We start from the raw sequence: 15,921 nt of genomic DNA on the forward strand, positions 1-15,921 counted from the left end.
GGGTTGGCGAAGATGACGGAGGTTTCATGTTGGGCGTCGCCATGAACGCTAAACAGGCGACAAGCCGATGATGGTCCGCCCGATGCACTTGTCGAAAACCGCTTCCAGCGGCGAATAATCGCAAACAACTGCCGCTATGTTCGCAGCCACCCACTCATCAGGATCGACCGACCACCAGTCGATGTCAAAACCCGCGTTCAAGATCACGTGTTCATAAAGAATCCGCTGAGCTCGCCCATTTCCCTCGCGAAATGGATGGACCATGTTCAAATCGCCAAAGCTTTCTGCCACGGCGCGGATCAGATCCGCACGCGAATAGCCCTCATACCAGCTTTGCCTGCAAGGCTGCTGAATACTTTTGAAGCTTCGGCTTCAATGCGACTCATATTGCAGAAACGCGTGTGGCCTTTGGAAATATCGAGCGTGCGAATTTCTCCAGCCCACGCATAAATATCCTGAAAAAGCGCGCGATGAAGCCTCTGGAGATAGGGAAGATCGTAAGGAGGGAGCTCGAATGGAAGCTGGCTGGCAGCGAGCTCGGAAAAGTCCCGCTCGGCCCTGGCAAGCGCTGAATCATCACGAAGATCAAGTAGATTGCACAGGACGACCGTACCGGGATAACAGTAGGCGTCCTGTCCGACACCATACTTATCCAAGGATCAAGCCTGCTTGCGGTATTGACGCAACAACTCTTCCTTGGACGGGAGCATACACTCCGCGGAGTCAGGCGTGACATCAAAACCCTCAAGGCGCAGACTGGCTGCGTAGTTCGAGCGGCGAGTCTTTTCCCAAGCTGCTTTTTTGGTTTCCAAGCTAATGCCTTTCACCGTTCAACGCCTCTCACGGGGTGATGGAAGTTCGATTATAGCGAAAACGGCTAATGCCTGCGCGGCCTCGGCATGGGTCATGCCGAGGCCAGATCACTACCCCAACGCCTCCCGCACCTTCGAATCGAGACCCTCCCCCGCATGGGCCTCGATCCATTCGCTCAACTGCCGGCGCATCGCTGGGGTCCAGAAACTCTGCAAGTGCTGCCTCACCCCCTGCACCGCCAGCGCCCGGTCCGGTTCGCTGTCGAAGTAGTGGGCGATCTGGTTGGCCATCTTGACCAGGTTGTCACTGCTCATCGGCGCACCTCGGCTTTTTCCTGTCCCTCGGCCTGGCGCCGCTCCTTGAGCAAGCGCTGCTGTTCGTCACTGAAATGCTGATAGCGCTTCTGCCATTCAGAGGGCTGGAACACCCGCACCACCTCAACCGCCGTGACCTTGTACTCGGGGCAGTTGGTGGCCCAGTCGGAGTTGTCGGTGGTGATCACGTTGGCACCGGACTCGGGGAAGTGGAAGGTGGTGTACACCACGCCCGGCGCTACCCGCGCACTGACCCGCGCACGCAACACGCTCTGCCCCGCACGGCTGCCCACGCCAACCCAGTCGCCGTCGCGGATGCCACGGCTTTCGGCATCGTTGGCGTGGATCTCCAGGCGATCCTCATCGTGCCAGGCAACGTTGTGGGTGCGACGGGTCTGGGCGCCGACGTTGTATTGGCTGAGGATGCGGCCGGTGGTCAGCAACAACGGATAACGGGCATTGACCTTCTCGTCGGTGGGTACATAACCGGTGAGCATGAATCGCCCCTTGCCGCGCACGAACTGGTCGATGTGCATGGTCGGGGTGCCGTCGGGCGCGGCTTCGTTGCATGGCCATTGCAGACTGCCATGACGATCGATCTCCGCGTAGCTGACGCGGTGGAAGCTCGGCGTCAGGCGGGCGATCTCGTCCATGATCTCGGACGGATGCCGGTAGTCCATGCGGTAGCCCAAGGCATTGGCCAGGGCCACGGTCGCCTCCCAGTCGGCCTTGCCGGCCAGCGGCTCCATCACCTTGCGCACCCGCGAGATGCGGCGTTCGGCGTTGGTGAAGGTACCGTCCTTTTCCAGGAACGAGCTGCCTGGCAGGAACACATGGGCGAACTTGGCGGTTTCGTTGAGGAAGATGTCCTGCACCACCACGCACTCCATGGCCATCAGTGCCGCGGTGACGTGCTGGGTGTTCGGGTCACTCTGGGCGATATCCTCGCCCTGGCAGTACAGCGCCTTGAAGCTGCCATCGAGCGCGGCCTCGAACATGTTGGGAATGCGCAGACCAGGATCAGGCTGCAAGGTAACGCCCCAGGCCTGCTCGAATTCACTGCGCACGGTCTCGTTGGAGATATGCCGGTAGCCTGGCAATTCGTGAGGGAAGGAACCCATGTCGCATGAGCCCTGGACGTTGTTCTGACCACGCAACGGATTGACGCCCACGCCTTCGCGACCGATGTTGCCGGTTGCCATGGCCAGGTTGGCGATGCCCATCACCGCCGTGCTGCCCTGGCTGTGTTCGGTGACGCCCAGGCCATAGTAGATCGCCGCATTGCCAGCGCCCGCATACAACCGTGCCGCCTCGCGGATCTGCTCGGCAGGTACGCCGCAGATCGGCCCAAGCGCCTCGGGTGAGTTCTCGGCCAGGCTGACGAACTCACGCCAACGCGTGAACTCGGCACTCTCGCAGCGCGCGTCGATGAAGGCCTGGTCGAGCAGCCCTTCATCGACGATCACATGGGCCAAGGCATTGAGCATGGCGACGTTGGTGCCCGGACGCAGTTGCAGGTGCAGCTCGGCGCGGGCGTGGGGCGAGTCGACCAGGTCGATGCGGCGCGGGTCGATGACGATCAGCCGCGCGCCCTGGCGCAGGCGGCGCTTGAGCTGCGAGCCGAACACCGGGTGAGCGTCGGTCGGGTTCGCGCCGATCACCAGGATCACGTCGGCCTGCATGACCGAGTCGAAGCTCTGGGTGCCGGCCGATTCGCCCAGGGTCTGCTTCAAGCCATAACCGGTCGGCGAATGGCAGACCCGCGCGCAGGTGTCGACGTTGTTGTTGCCGAAGGCGGCACGCACCAGCTTCTGCACCAGATAGGCTTCTTCGTTGGTGCAACGGCTGGAGGTGATACCGCCGATCGAGTCGCGTCCGTACTTGAGCTGGATGCGTCGGAACTCACTGGCGGCATAGGCCAGCGCCTCATCCCAACTGACTTCCTGCCATGGGTCTTCAAGGCGCTTGCGGATCATCGGCGTGGTGATGCGATCCGGGTGGGTGGCGTAGCCCCAGGCGAAGCGCCCCTTGACGCAGGCGTGACCGTGGTTGGCGCCGCCGTTCTTGTCCGGGACCATGCGCACCAGTTGATCGCCCTTCATCTCGGCGCGGAACGAGCAGCCCACCCCGCAATAGGCGCAGGTGGTGATCACCGCACGCTCCGGCTGGCCGAGCTGGACCAAACTCTTCTCAGTCAGGGTCGCTGTCGGGCAGGCCTGCACGCAGGCGCCGCAGGACACGCACTCGGAGGCGAGGAAATTCTCGCCACCGGCCGCTGCCACCCGCGACTCGAAGCCTCGACCATTGATGGTCAGGGCGAAGGTGCCCTGAATGTCTTCGCAGGCACGCACACAGCGGCTGCAGACGATGCACTTGCTGGGCTCGTAGTCGAAGTACGGGTTGGAGACGTCCTTGGCCTCGTCAAGATGGTTGGCGCCGTCATAGCCATAGCGCACCTCGCGCAGGCCCACCTGGCCGGCGACCGTTTGCAGCTCGCAGTTGCCATTGGCCGAGCAGGTCAGGCAGTCCAGCGGGTGATCGGAGATGTACAGCTCCATGACATTGCGCCGCAGGTCGGCCAGGCGCGGCGTCTGGGTGCGCACCACCATGCCTTCGCTGACCGGCGTGGTGCATGAAGCTGGGTAGCCGCGCATACCGTCGATCTCGACCATGCACATGCGGCACGAGCCGAAGGCTTCGAGGCTGTCGGTGGCGCACAGCTTGGGGATGCTGGTGCCCAGCAGCGCGGCGGCGCGCATCACCGAGGTGCCTGCGGGGACACTGATCGCACGGCCGTCGATGTTCAGGCTGACCTGCAGCTCACTGTCGCGAGCAGGCGTGCCCAGGTCGATGTCGCTGTTGGCGGGGTCGAAATAGTTGATCATTGCGCGGCCTCCGAGCTGGCCAGACCGAAATCGGCGGGGAAGTGCTTGAGGGCGCTGGCCACCGGGTAAGCGGTCATCCCGCCCATCGCGCACAGCGAGCCGTACTGCATCGTGTCGCACAAATCGCGCAGCAGGTGCGCCTGGTCTTCGCGCGCAGCAGGGTCGCTGCTGGCGATCAGGCGATCCACCACCTCCATGCCGCGGGTCGACCCGATGCGGCAGGGCGTGCACTTGCCGCAGGATTCCTCGGCGCAGAACTGCAGGGCGAAACGCGCCATGCCGGCCATGTTCAGCGTGTCGTCGGCGACTACCACACCACCATGGCCGATCATCGCGCCGATGGCAGCGAAGGCCTCGTAGTCCAGCGGCGTATCGAACTGCGACGGCGGCACCCAGGCACCCAGCGGGCCACCGACCTGCGCAGCTTTCAGCGGACGACCACTGGCGGTACCACCGCCATACCCCTCGACTAGCTCACGCAGGGTCAGGCCAAAGGCACGCTCGACCAACCCGCCCTGGCGCACGTTGCCCGCCAGTTGGAACGGCAAGGTGCCCAGCGAACGGCCCATGCCAAAGTCGCGATAGAACGCTGCACCTCTTGCCAGGATGATCGGCACAGAAGCCAAGGTCAGGACGTTATGCACCAGCGTCGGCTGGCCGAACAGGCCCTCGAGCGCCGGCAGCGGCGGCTTGGCGCGCACGATGCCGCGCTTGCCTTCGATCGACTCCAGCAGCGCCGTCTCTTCGCCACAAATATAGGCGCCAGCCCCCACACGCACCTCAAGCTCGAAAGCCACGCCGCTGCCGGTGACGTCCAGATAGCCGGCTTCGCGGGCCAGCATCACCGCTTCGTTGAGCACTCGGATGGCGTCCGGGTACTCGGAGCGCACATAGATGTAGCCCTTGCTTGCGCCGACCGCGAGGCCGGCGATGATCATGCCCTCGATCAACAGGAACGGATCGCCTTCCATCAGCATGCGGTCGGCGAAGGTGCCGGAGTCGCCTTCGTCGGCGTTGCAGACGATGTACTTCTGCCCGGCCGGTGCCTGGCGCACGGTGCGCCACTTGATACCCGCCGGAAACGCGGCCCCGCCTCGGCCACGCAGGCCGGAATCGAGCACCGCGGCAACCACTGCATCGCCATCCAGCAATGCAGCCTTGCGCAACCCCTCGAAGCCGCCATGGGCTTGATAGTCATCCAGCGACAATGGCCGGGTGATGCCTGCGCGGGCAAACAGCAGGCGCTGCTGGGTCTTCAGGTAAGGGATCTGTTCGACAGGACCCAATGCCAGTGGATGCTCAGCCCCTTTGTCCAGGGCCTCCAGAAGGCCCGGCACGTCTTCAGGCATGACCGGTCCGAAGCCCAGGCGCCCTTCGGCGCTTTCCAGCTCCAGCAATGGCTCGAGCCAATACAGGCCACGCGAGCTGGTGCGCTGGATCTGCAGCGGCAGTTGCCGCTTCGCGGCCTCACGTTCGAACGCCTCGGCGAGCTGGTCGGCGCCCACTGCGCGAGCCAGCGAATCGCAGGAAATACACAGCTTGATCATGCGCCCGCCTCCACCCTGCAGCTGTTCACCAAAGCCTGCAGACGCTCGGGCGTGAGCCGCGCATGCACCTGCCCGTCCAGCTCCAGCGCTGGCGAGCAGGCGCAAGCGCCGAGGCAGTACACCGGGCGCAGACTCAACGCTCCATCTGCAGTGGTGCCATGGTCGTCCAGCCCAAGCTGTTCGCGCAGCTGCGCGGCCAGGGCTTCGGCGCCGCGGCTCTGGCACGACTCGGCGCGGCACAGGCGCAGGGTGTGGCGTGCCGGGGGCAAAGTGCGGAAATCATGGTAGAAGCTGATCACCCCACGCACTTCGGCGAGGCTGAGGTTCAGCGCATGGGCGATCTCGGGGACTGCTTCATCGGGTACATGGCCCAGGCCTTGCTGGATGGCGTGGAGGATCGGCAACAGCGCGCCGGGCACCTCCTTGTGGTTGTCCAGCACACGCTGGATCAAGGGCAGGTCAAGCGTCTCTTCAGGCATACAGCGGACCTCGGCAACCCGGATCCGCCCGAAGGTGCGGGCAGGTGTCCGGCGGTGTTCTGCTGTGGCGTTCCGGGCCTGTCACGGTCACAGGATCACGGTCGCCCTCCTCGTCCAAGCCGGTGCGTCTGTGCACACTCGGTCCTCGGACATCCTGGTAAGAATGGCACCGTTGGCCGAAAACGATAGCGCGCAAGCGACAGGGCACATCCTGAAACCGACGCATGCGAGACTGCACATAAGCTCACCTCCACAAGCGCAGTGCCAATCCGGGAAAGATAGTTACGAGTCATTTCACAACTTCTCACTTAGTTAATAGCTTGCCGATAACAATGGCTATTTACCAAAAAACACTTCACTTGACAGGCAACTAAATTCACAACTTCCGCTGCGGCAATCACATTATTTAGCAAACGCGTGAAAACGATAATGAATTCACGCTTCGCACGTTTATTTTACAATTTGAAACAAATATGACTTATTGCCTCCTTATCGTCGGAATCCTCCTGTATCACTAGGTCCGGCCCCATGAGAACCTCGAACACCGACGCCCCTGGCACATCGTCCTCGGACAATCCCCTCGCTCGTTTCGAAACTGCGGTCACCCGCTCGCTTTCCAACTTCAAGGACACGCCAGACGCCACGCCGGCCGGTAACAAACGCTTCGTCGTCGCCGCCGCGGTCGACAACAAGAAGGAAGCGGAGATCGCCGCCGCGCTGGCCACCAACGACCCGGAAGTCATCAAGCACATCAACGACCCCAACCTCGCCGATATCGGCAACACCGGTATCCCGCTGGCCAACATCGCCTCGATCACCAAGCTTTCCGACAACGTCCTGGATTTGAAGACCCGCGACGGACGCGACATCGTCATCATCAAGCAGATGACCCCCTACCTGTTCGACGGCATGGCCAGCAAGACCGACGCCGTGGACGCCCTGAACAAGAGCAAGGCCGAGGGCTATCGCATCGCCCAGGCCGGCGATGTGCCACCGGGCATGGACGACTACAAGTTCATCGGCCCTGCCGACGAGGTCGGTCCCGGCCTGATTCGCTACGAAACCCAGTCCGGCGACAAGGTGATCGTCGCCAACGAGACCAACCATGCCCTGTTTGACCAGGTGAAGTCCGACGGCGAAGCCCTCACCCTGATCAACAAGAGCGAGCAGGAAGGCTATCGCCTGGCCAGGGCCGACGAGCCCGCCGATGGCATCAAGGCCATCGGTACGCCCGAGGAACTGGGCCACGGCCTGATCCGCTACGAAACCGAAAGCGGCGAGAAGATCATCGTCTCCCAAGGCATCAGCCCGGATCTCTATGCCTCGATGAGCAAGGAGTCCAACGGCATCTTCGGTGTCGACGGCGCGGTCGACACCAGCTGGATCGACAATTCCAAGTACGCCAGCGGTGTGCGCGACTGGGACACCATCACCGGCAACAAGGGTGCCGACAAACCCTCTCAAGCCGAAAAAGACCTGGAGCGCCCGCGTGCCGCATCCAAGATGCTCAGCGACAACTGGGACAAATGGGGCCTGCACGACCGCAAGATCGACTTCTCCAACCCACCCAGCGACCTGCCGCCCGAGGCGCAGGCCACCCTCAAGTACCTGGCGGGCAGCCCGAGCCTGATGAACGCCCTGGACAGCGGCGGCCTGGGCAAGAGCGATGGCGTCATCACCCACGCCGATGTCGACAAGTTCATCAGCCAGCAGAACAAGGACCTGTCGGCTGCCTCCTCTTCCTATTCGAAGTTTCTCTCGAAAAACCCGGGCGCTTCCGACCTGGCCAAGGAAAACGCCAAGTCCGCAGCCATCGTCATGGCCAACATCTCGCTGGTCAGCAGCGCTGGCCCGCAGATGGCAGGCGCCAACCAGCGCGCCAACAACGGTAGCCTGACCACCGACAACCTAAACGCGATCAAGTCCGACAGCGGCCTGAGCCCCGAGCTGACAGGCGCTGCCGGTTACTGGTCCAACCCAGGCATGTGGCACGTGATGGACTCGGCCGGCGACCACCCCGCGACCGCCTCCTCCGACGGCATCGTTCAGCAGAAGAACATCGGCGCCTGGCTGGAAAACCAGGCGCCGAAGGACGACCACGGCGTGCTGATGATGCTCAGCAACGCCTCGATTCGCGGCTCTCTGGCGGGCGTGGACACCTCCAAGCTGACCAAGGACGTGCTCGAGCACCCCGAGAACTACGACGGCAAGACCAAGGCCGCGGCCATGCTGGAAATCACCGACGCGCGTGCGCGCCTGCAGGCCAGCGACAAGGTCGACGGCGACCTGTATGCCGGCATCACCGCCGACAGCCAATACCACCTCAACCCGACCAAGTCCAAGGTCATGAAACAACTGGACGATGCCATCTCCAAGCTGGGCAACGACGCGGACGTCAAGGCCTACATGGCCGCAAACCAGGGCCCGGGCATGCGCGACATCATCAACGCCGACCCGGCGATGAAGAAAGCGCTGCAGCACAGCCAGGACAGCCAGATCAACAGCGGCAACATCATCAACACCGCCCTGGCCACCATGGACGCCAATGGCAACCCGTTGTCGCTGCCCGATGCCCTCGCCCTGGCCGGTACCGATGCCACCCTGACCGACCTCGCCCTGGGCGGCGACGGCAACGTCGACCTGGCATCGATCGCCGAGAAGTCGGGCAAGTCCGGGGATATCGAGCAGTATTTCCGCGAGCACATCCTCAACGGCAAGGACCTGGAGGACGGCCTGTCCAAGGGCGGCGACCCGATGACCGTCATCGGCCAGTACGCCTCCAATGCCGCGCTGTTCAAGGAGTTCCTCGGTGACAAGGTGACGCCGCAGGAAGCCTCCGAAGTCGGCCAGCGCATCAACCAGGCAGTGTCCGATTCACTGATCGACGGTGCCGACAACAACACGCTCAAGGACATCTTTGGCGACGGCAGCGGCAACTTCGATGAAAACAAGGCCAAGGCCATCATCGACAAGGCCATGGCCGACGATCCGGACATGTTCAAGGACTCCAGCGGTGCGCCGATCCGCCCGCAGGATGTGATCTCGATGCTGCGCTCGGTGTGGGACACCAACCGCCAGGGCGAGAAGATCAGCGACGTCCTGCCCAAGTCGATCGACGGTCTGAAGCTCAATGTCAGCGAGTCGTACAAGCAAGGCCTGCTGCACATCGGCAGCGCCCTGCTCGCCGGCGGTGTGCTGGCCGCACGTTCCGCCACCGGGGGCAACAGCCCGACCGACAACGCCTCGCGGGTTTCGGCAGGCATGCAGTTCGCCGGCCTGATCATCGAGGGCGGCACCAAGTACGCCAAGGAAGCCGGTTATGGCATGGTCTGGAAACCCACCCCGGTCGATCCGTCCAAACCCGCCCCTATCGGCGAATTCCCGACCGGCAAGATGGTGCAGAACACCGACGGCATCAACCGCCTGGGCAACCTGGGCAAGGTCATCGGCGGTGCGGGCAGCTTCATCGGCGGCGTGCTGGGCCTGATCAGCGGCGTCAACAGCGCCTTCGCCGGTGACAAGGTCGGGGCCGGCTTCTCGCTGACCACCGGCGCGCTGGGCACAGGTGCGGCGATCACCTCGATCATCGAAGGCGGTGCGGGCCTGTTTGGCCTGGCCGATGTCGGCGCCATCGCCGGTGCCTTCTCCGGCGTGCTGGGCTGGGCCACGGCGGGTATCGGGTTGGTGGCCGGGATCGTGTTGCCGATCATCGAAGTAGCCAAGCGCGAGAAGATGCAGGACCAGTTCTTCGGCGAGCTCAAGCCGGTGCTGGACAAGTACGACCTGACCGGCGGACCGATCACCCAGGAGGATCGCGACGAGGAGTACAACTTCGCCTACGGCTGAGGCAAGGCCGCCCGCGCCTGCTGGCCTGCGATGCAGGGTTGTCAAAACCTGCGTGGGCCTTGTGGGAGCGGGCTTGCCCGCGAAAAAAGACGCCGCGGCAAATGAAACCGGGATGCCGGTCATCGCAGGACAATATCCACTTGATCCGACGCGCGCTTACTTCGCCGCCTCGGACAATTGCTGGATCAATGCCACTGTCAGATAAAGCCTCGGCGCGATGCTCGACAGCTCGATGTACTCGTCATCGGCATGCAATCCCGCTCCCACCACGCCCATGGTTTCAAGCACTGCCGGCTTCTCGCTCCCGGGCACGTAGGCATAGCCCGCATCAGTCCCGAAACGCATAGCGATTGGCTCGATGTTGCGATCGATCTTCGCATAGAGCGCCTGGGCGGTTTTCGCCAACTGCTCAGAGCCGGCGTTCTTCGCCAGCGGCGGGCGGCCCTTGTCGAGGCGCACCGTCACTTCGGTGCCCTCGATGAGTTTTTTCTGCACCAGGCGTTGCGCGTCGGCCAGCACCCGGTCACTTTCGCTCAGATCCGAGTAGCGCATGTCCGCCTCGGCCGTGGCGCTGGCGGGAATGATGTTGCGCTTGTCGCCCGCCTTGACCATCGTCCAGTTGACCGTGGTGCCTTTGGCCGGGTCGCCGAGGTCCTTCAACTGCAGCATCTGGTGGGCCAGCTCCATGGCGGCATTACGCCCAGCCTCAGGTGCGGAGCCTGCGTGGGAAGACTTGCCTTTCACTTCGAGAAATACGCCATTGATGCCATTGGTCGCGACCGTCACCGCATCCTTGTCCGGGGGCTCGTACGAGAACACGTAGTCATGCTTGCGCGCCAGCTCCGCGATGATCGCCTTCGAGCCGCTGGAGCCGGTTTCCTCATCCGGGTTGAACAATACGGTCAAGGTGCCGAAGCCTTTGAACTTCTCGTCCTGCAGCAGCTTCAGCGAGTGCAGGATCATCGCCACACCACCTTTGGCATCGGCCACGCCAGGCCCATAGGCACGCTCGCCCTCGACCTTGAACGGCCGCTTGGCAGCGGTGCCCGGCAGGAACACCGTGTCGTAGTGGACCATCAGCAGGAACGACTTGCTGCCGGTGCCCTTGAAGGTGCCGACGATATTGTCGCCCGTCGAGGGGCTTGCCGGGCTGGTCTTGACCTCGGCACCCAACGCCTTGAGCCGCTCGACCAGCAAGGCGCTGACGGTTTTCAGCCCCGGCGCCTGACCGGTTCCGGTATCGACATTGACCAGTTGCTTGACGGTCGCGAGATAGGCCTTCTGCTCGGCCTCGGCCTTTTTCAGTAGCGCGTCGGGAGTCAGGTTGGCGGCAAGGGCGGAAAACGACAGGAATGACAAGGCGATGGCAGCGGCGATCGGTGAACGTCGGATGGGCATGCGAAGTCCTTTATCAATGCAAGGGGAACCTGCAGCTTTGACCATCGATGGCGCTGGCGCCAGCTTTGTAGACCATTTGATGAAGTGCAGGCCATTGGCCTTGATGTAAAAAAACCCGCGATTGCGGGGCTGGGGATTCAGGCAAAGACCTTGATTGTCAGTGCGGTGATGCCCGCCACTGCTGTCACCAGACCGGTCGCGATGCCGATCGGGTACCAGAAGGTTTCTCGGGTCAATTTGCCTGCTTCGGCATTGAGCTTGCGAGTCTCTGCCATCAGTTTGGCGATTTCGACGTGAATCTTCTCCGCTTCGGCTTGGGGCATGTCGTATGGATGCATGAGTCTTCCCTTCGGATGCGGGCTGTTTGTGGGTTTCGACATGGCGCGATTTGGTTGAGGCGAACAATCTATCGTAAGGAGGATGCTCGGCAAAGTCAGCGGGGAGCTATCCAGGCCGTAGGGGGTTTCGCGGGCAATGTTTCCCTGACGGACTGACCACCGGGGCCACGGCAAGCAAGGCTCTACAGGCAAATAGCTGGTGCTCTTGGTAAACTCGCGACCTGAACGCCTCCTGTCGCGGCTCTGTTGGTACAGGGCCCCGAGCGAATGGTACAACGCGACAAAATTGTCGGTAATCGGTACTGAATACGTTGAACGAACGCACTGCATCACAAGCCTCAAACCCACAAACCACGCGCCCTGAGCCCTCCCGCCGGTTCAGCGTCGCACCCATGATGGATTGGGCAGGCACTTCCTGAAGGCCAGTCTTTCCATACCTTTCAGGCCACACCCTCTAACCGCGTACCATTTTTGTACCATTCGAATTATTTGCAGCCATCGCTTTAAGCAAAGCCCTCCTTGTCAATGAGCGGCAGCACGTCACTTTCAAAAATCGAATGGGCTAACCGTCCATTGGGCTTGTACCCCTTGATCCCCTCCAGCGGCTCAATAAAACCGCCAACCGCGACGATGACGTACTTCAAATGAGTACCTTCGAATTCTGAGGTGCGCGGAGGAAGATGTTGAATCACCGAAGCCATCCCTGGACTCTGCTGTTTGAGGAATTGTTCAAAAGGTATTTGATGTCGACGCAACCCTTGGAGTAGTCCATGGTTTGCCAAATCCTCTGGAAACCAGCTGCCTCTTGTAAACCTATCCTCCAGAACGATCGACGGCAGCATACACCTCTGCTTGGCACTATATGACTGGTGCTTGACTGTCAAATCAACAATGCAATACGGGGGCGCGACCACAATGGCATGCGGCGCAACAAACTCACCCTCATCAAAGCTCCAAAAATAACGAGCTGCCTCTCCAGAACTGCTAGGGAACGCAATAGTAAGGCATGATTTGGCCACATAATTCCATACACCCAAGCGGTCTAACATCCGCCCAAGCATGCCAGATGTGTCGACACATGCCCCTATTCGTCCATCACGCTCGACCTCAGCCCTCAGCACCTCTGCTGTTATGTCAATTCTTCTACGCGCTTCCTCTAAGTACTCAGAAGTGTAGTTTTTTACTTCTACATACTGAGCGTACAACTCCAGATAGCGCGAATCTTTCCGCTCCTGCTTGAGAAAATTAGGATCATCGCAAAACCCAACATTCTCAAATGAAATGTCATGGGATCTGAATTTCAGCTCAAGTTCACGTTGCTTTATCGGATTGGCAAGTTTCCAAGTCATGTCTTCTTTCCCTAGTTAAGTAGGCCACCAAGCCATCACAATATCAACATGCGCGATGTATGCTAGTTTAACCTAGCAATAAACACATCTCAATGTGATGCGGCAGGAGCAAAAAAGGCGCCAAGCTCGCAAGATCGGGGCTTCGGCGCCTTTTGCATCATGGAATCAGCTCCGAGTTCCCCCACACAGGCCGAGACGAGCACCCCCATTGGTCATGTCTAAAGTAGGGATAAGGATTTGAATCTCGATCGGCTTACTCAAGAGGCTGGATAGGACCACAATATCAGCTATGATCTCGTGGTCAATCCGGCTTGTGTGGCTTAAAGCGCCCTGAAAAATACCTCAAGTTTTGCCCTACAATCTCAGCAATGGACATCACTCATGGATGAAAAAGCTTCCCTAACCGCTGACACACTCGAGCTCTTGCTTCTGAACCAGGTAGCGATAAGGGCTGCTCTTGAGGAGCTATCTTTATGGGTTAGTCAGAGGGGATCTGTCCACATCCACGAGAATGTCATGGGGCCCTGCGAGCCTTAGACGTGAACGCTGACGCGATCTCAGCCAGCACAGCAGAGCTGCGCGAGTAAACTGGCCGAGCCGATCAATCCCTATCTTGAACTTACTCAGGGTTTCTTTGCCATATATTCATTAACAACTTCTGACATTAGCTGCTTCTGATTTGCCTTCCGAGGGAAAAGTTGCCAAATCGCGACAATTATCGAAAAGATAAATGCAGCCACCGAAACATACAAACTCAGATTACTGCTACTCAAATATTGCTCAATAAGACTATTTTTCAGCTTGATTGCCGAATTCAAATTCATCAATTCATCTTTGATTTTTTCGTACTCATCCTTATTAAGCTTGTAGGAAATCCCACGAAAATCACGCAAACTTTGCTCATCCAAACCATCAAAAGGATTGACTCTATTATGATCTAGAACAAGAGCGTCCACCTTAGATATAAAATCAATATCTTTATCTTCAAGGCCGTCAACAGCTGTAAGTTTCATAACCTTTAGATCATTGAGCACGAGCAATAAGCTCAAAGTATTTTTCTGATAATAGAGATGCGGTTTAACCAGCGGCCAAATCGTGTCAACTGGATTACTATCAATCTCATGCTGATAAACTAGCTTCACATCATCAAAACTTGCATTCTTTTGAATCGCATTAGTCAACGCGGCACGTAACTCTCCACGCGACACATATCTTTCCGCCTTCTCAGTCATCACGCTCAAGAGTGCTGCGAAAGCCGCCACTATGAAAGCGATAATTGTTGACTTCACCAAGTTCTTGATACGCTGCGAGCGCGTTTTTTTACGAAGATCCTTAGAAATGTTCGACACTAAATGATCGATAAACTCTTTGGGAGCATCGGAAAGACCTTGACTTTTTAGCTGACCTTCGATCTCCCTCCGTAACTCAGCATGAGACTTATCGCGCCATTTATCCTCAATCTCCAATTGAAACTCAGTTGGTTGAGCACCTTTTAATAGCCCTTTTTCACTCGCACCAGAGCCCTCTTGCACTTCGACTTCGGGATCCTTCATCCCAGAAGCTGCCGAATCAACATCGACTTCCTTCAATCCACCCCAACTTTTTTCCACGATATCGCCTTCCCTGCTTCTTAAGCTTATCTTATCTTTTTTTGCGTTTAAGCAAACAACATCATCTTATGCACCATCCCCCCCCAATCGATCGTCCTTAGTCGCAAGCGCCGTCGAAGAACTGCTACTAAACATTTTATCAAAATGATTAAGGAATGTTTCCGTCAAATGACCATGATAGTAACCATATACAACTGTCGGCATCACTACTTTTTGCCTACCAAGGATGTTAAAAACTAACGCTCCATCAATAACCTTCGGCCGGAACCACGCTTTATTCTTCCAATCATCAGCGACATGAGTAAAATCCCCATCCTTATCCCTTACCCAAGTCGTAACCTTCCCCTTCAAATCTTCCTGATCTATTCGCTCATTAAACTTATCCAGCAGCGCTTTAGGATCCGACGTAAAGAAATTCACTGCCATTTTACTTCTCGCCTTTAAGAGACTTGTCAACCTTTCGATATTAGCAAAGCAGCCTACGCTCGCCCAACCCTCATTTCATCAAACCTAAAATTCAGCTTCGCCCTACAGCGTTACGAACTCCGAAATGAGGGCTCTGAGATTTTGGCTGATGCTTAAGGAGCGGCGATGGTGTCTGAATGAGAAAAAGCGCCCAAGCCTTATATGTAAAGGGCTTGGGCGCTTTTTTATGTCTGCGGGGAAAGCCCACAAGAGTCATAGAGGGCCATGGAATGGCGCTCGGTTTGCCCCATTTTTGCCCCACTCCGCTCTATCGAACTCGCCACAATTGGTCGATCTGCGTGGTATACGACCTACTCATTAGCTCGCGGCGCATACCCCAATCGGGGGTGCGGGGGACGCTGCCCGCCCTCATTGTCCCTCGCCCATACCTGTCGTTGATCTGGTCCACCACCGACATCAGTCTGTCGCTCGTCACCGGTTGCGTGATCGCAAAGAGATCGTCCGTGAACTCCCCAGGCTGGCACAAGTCGAGTAATAACACTTCGGCCTTGCTGTACCGGTAGCCCTCCCTGTAAACACGCTCCACCGCGCTTGTCGCCGCCCTGGTGAGCAGCAGCGTATCATTCGTAGGGTAAGGCAGCTCCACAAGCGCTCCCTGCGCATGGTGCAGCTCATCAGGGTTGAACATACCGGTACGGATACTCACTCGCATACGCTTGCATACCGAGCCCTGCGCCCGCAGCTTTTCAGCCGCTCGCCCGGTGTAGGTGGCCACGGCCTGCTTGATCGGGGCAAGCTCACTCAGTCGCTTGCCAAACATCCTGCTGCAGCAGATCTCCTGCTTCGGTGGCGCCGCCTCATCCAGTTCGAGGCAGGGAACGCCAGCCAGCTCGCGCGCGGTCTTCTCCACCACCAC

At 59.2% G+C, this 15,921-nt stretch carries 12 protein-coding genes and 1 pseudogene; 1 reads left to right on the forward strand and 12 read right to left on the reverse strand.

All coding sequences use genetic code 11. From position 1 onward, the window contains the following. Positions 1 to 48 precede the first annotated feature (48 nt). The 6 genes and pseudogenes from F6X62_RS24480 to F6X62_RS24505 all read right to left on the reverse strand — a co-directional run bounded on the left by F6X62_RS24480 (position 49) and on the right by F6X62_RS24505 (position 6,038). Positions 49 to 656: pseudogene (locus F6X62_RS24480) on the reverse strand (Fic/DOC family protein). Between the two features lie 3 nt (positions 657 to 659). After that, complete coding sequence (locus F6X62_RS24485; RefSeq protein WP_153774969.1) at positions 660 to 827, reverse strand: YhfG family protein; 168 nt, start codon at positions 825 to 827, stop codon at positions 660 to 662. A 96-nt stretch (positions 828 to 923) separates the two neighbouring features. Further along, entirely contained in the window at positions 924 to 1,127 is a 204-nt protein-coding gene (locus tag F6X62_RS24490; RefSeq protein ID WP_125929374.1) for a formate dehydrogenase subunit delta, read from the reverse strand. After that, a complete protein-coding gene (gene fdhF / locus F6X62_RS24495; RefSeq protein WP_153774970.1) occupies positions 1,124 to 4,012 on the reverse strand; it encodes a formate dehydrogenase subunit alpha in 2,889 nt (962 codons plus the stop codon). The genes F6X62_RS24490 and fdhF overlap by 4 nt, the downstream gene beginning before the upstream one ends. Next, positions 4,009 to 5,559, reverse strand: a complete 1,551-nt coding sequence (locus tag F6X62_RS24500) for an NADH-quinone oxidoreductase subunit NuoF (RefSeq protein ID WP_153774971.1) — start codon at positions 5,557 to 5,559, stop codon at positions 4,009 to 4,011. Before F6X62_RS24500 ends, fdhF begins: the two co-directional genes overlap by 4 nt. Beyond that, positions 5,556 to 6,038, reverse strand: coding sequence for a formate dehydrogenase subunit gamma (locus F6X62_RS24505; RefSeq protein WP_153774972.1), 483 nt, complete (start codon positions 6,036 to 6,038; stop codon positions 5,556 to 5,558). The genes F6X62_RS24500 and F6X62_RS24505 overlap by 4 nt, the downstream gene beginning before the upstream one ends. A 528-nt stretch (positions 6,039 to 6,566) precedes the next feature. Between F6X62_RS24505 and F6X62_RS24510 the strand changes: the two genes are divergently transcribed. After that, on the forward strand, positions 6,567 to 9,884 hold the full coding sequence (locus tag F6X62_RS24510) for a type III effector HrpK domain-containing protein (protein WP_153774973.1): 3,318 nt from the start codon (positions 6,567 to 6,569) through the stop codon (positions 9,882 to 9,884). 156 nt (positions 9,885 to 10,040) lie between these two features. Here the strand turns inward: F6X62_RS24510 and F6X62_RS24515 are convergent, their stop codons facing one another. From F6X62_RS24515 to F6X62_RS24540, 6 genes are all read right to left on the reverse strand, one after another. Then, positions 10,041 to 11,282 carry a M20/M25/M40 family metallo-hydrolase gene (locus F6X62_RS24515; protein WP_153774974.1) on the reverse strand — a complete coding sequence of 414 codons (1,242 nt, stop codon included), beginning with the start codon at positions 11,280 to 11,282 and terminating at the stop codon, positions 10,041 to 10,043. Positions 11,283 to 11,419: 137 nt separating this feature from the next. Next, a complete protein-coding gene (locus F6X62_RS24520; protein WP_081255346.1) occupies positions 11,420 to 11,605 on the reverse strand; it encodes a hypothetical protein in 186 nt (61 codons plus the stop codon). 518 nt (positions 11,606 to 12,123) lie between these two features. Beyond that, a complete protein-coding gene (locus F6X62_RS24525; protein ID WP_153774975.1) occupies positions 12,124 to 12,969 on the reverse strand; it encodes a hypothetical protein in 846 nt (281 codons plus the stop codon). Between the two features lie 623 nt (positions 12,970 to 13,592). After that, complete coding sequence (locus F6X62_RS24530; RefSeq protein ID WP_153774976.1) at positions 13,593 to 14,579, reverse strand: hypothetical protein; 987 nt, start codon at positions 14,577 to 14,579, stop codon at positions 13,593 to 13,595. A 66-nt stretch (positions 14,580 to 14,645) separates the two neighbouring features. Beyond that, on the reverse strand, positions 14,646 to 15,005 hold the full coding sequence (locus F6X62_RS24535; RefSeq protein WP_153774977.1) for a hypothetical protein: 360 nt from the start codon (positions 15,003 to 15,005) through the stop codon (positions 14,646 to 14,648). A gap of 307 nt (positions 15,006 to 15,312) precedes the next feature. Beyond that, positions 15,313 to 15,921, reverse strand: a 609-nt coding sequence (locus tag F6X62_RS24540; protein WP_153774978.1) for a DUF4113 domain-containing protein, incomplete at its 5' end; no start/stop codon positions are given.

The sequence above is a fragment of the Pseudomonas sp. MNR3A genome, assembly GCF_009650575.1.
GTDB classification, from domain to species: domain Bacteria; phylum Pseudomonadota; class Gammaproteobacteria; order Pseudomonadales; family Pseudomonadaceae; genus Aquipseudomonas; species Aquipseudomonas machongensis.